This window comes from Campylobacter sp. W0066.1, assembly GCF_024723635.1.
Classification (GTDB): Bacteria; Campylobacterota; Campylobacteria; order Campylobacterales; family Campylobacteraceae; genus Campylobacter_D; species Campylobacter_D lari_C.
Genome location: NZ_JANQCW010000036.1, coordinates 1 through 1,596, shown reverse-complemented (window position 1 = coordinate 1,596; position 1,596 = coordinate 1). Strand labels below are relative to the sequence as shown.

The following is a 1,596-nucleotide window of genomic DNA, read 5'->3' as shown; positions in this document are numbered from 1 at the left end:
ATAAACAAAATCCAAAAGGCCTTAGATGAATGCAAATGAAAATAATACTAGTGTTCATAATGAAAACAATACTACTATTAACATTAAAGAAAGTATAAAAGAAGCTCTAAGAGAAGGACAAGAGGTTATAGAAAGTAGTAGAGAAGGAATAGGAAAAGCAAGTAATACTTTCGATTTTTTTAGCAGTGGCTTCAACCTTTCCCCCAACTCTCCCACTAAAGAAACCCTACAACCTTATATTCAAAAAGTTCAAGTTATTACAGATAAAGTGGATAGCAAACTAAAAATTACTGAATATACCTTAGAGTATATTAACAATGGTGATATAACTAAAGTTTTAGTAAAATTAGGAGAAGAAGTTATACAAGATTTTGTTTTAAAAAAAGGCTTAGATATTTCCAAAGAAATAGCACTTATCTTGTTTAGAGGAAAAATTATTTTTGGTATAATTATTTTTGCTGGAGGAAGTGTTATATCTTACTATTTTTCTGAAAACATTAAAGAATTAGCAAAAAAACTGCTAATAAATACTCAAGATTTGCTTAATAAAATCGGAGATAAAATTAAACCTCCTGTTGTATGCCCTAGTAATTCTATAACACCTAATGGTCAATGTATTGATCATCCAAATGATTTTTTTCAAAAACTAATCAATCCTTTCTCCCTCTTCACTCCACGCCCCTACCCTAGCTATTCAAAACAATACAAACTTGCTCTAGCAAAGAAAAAAGAACTTATAACTAAAACAAGTATAGCTTCTACAACTTACAATTTTATAGATGAAGAATATTTAAAAAACATACAAGATTTAAAAGAACAAGAAAAAATCATTGAACAAGAAGAACAAAAATATCAATTTGATTTAAAACTTTATAAAGAAGATAATAGAATAAAAAATGAAATTTTTAATTCTTTATTTAAATCTTTAAATGAAAAGCTAAGCTTTCAATTAAAACAAGAAAAAAATACTTTTTTAAATTCCAATCAAAGCTTAAGTATTATTGCTAATAAACAATACCTACTAAAGACTTTAAACTTGCAAGATATCAACAACATCAACATCGATTCAAAACCCTATTTATTAAAAGCTTTATATTTTTGTGAAGATTATGTTTTATATGATAAAGATAAGCAAGCTTTATTTGATGAAAACACAATAAAAGAATTAGAATTTAACTCTAGCTTTTATACTATCTTTATCTCTCATAAAAACAAACTAAATGATACTTATTTAAATGCAAGAAAAGAACTTTATAAAAGTATTGATGAATTTAAAAGACTTGGTTTTAAAGATTTAGAACATGCTTATCAAACTTATATGAGTTCTTTTATTATCAATGAAGAATTAAATAACAAAGATAAAACAATCAATAAAAATGAAAATAAAGAAATAAATAAAAACTTAAATCAAAAAAGTAATATAAAAGAAAGTATAAATTTCAAAGAACTTTCTTTAAATTCAAATCAAGAAAACAATACAAAAGAAAGTATAGATACTATAATAAAAAACACAAATTTTAACAATGAAACTTCTTTAAAAACGAAACAAAGCAATATCATTATAGATGATATAAAAGAAGATTTTAAGATTGTATC

At 24.2% G+C, this 1,596-nt stretch carries 1 protein-coding gene; it reads left to right on the top strand.

Annotated features, from left to right (window positions below):
- Positions 1 to 25: 25 nt before the first annotated feature.
- Positions 26 to 1,596 (top strand): hypothetical protein (locus tag CAMP18497_RS08135; RefSeq protein ID WP_337213729.1); only part of this gene is annotated, 1,571 nt, incomplete at its 3' end.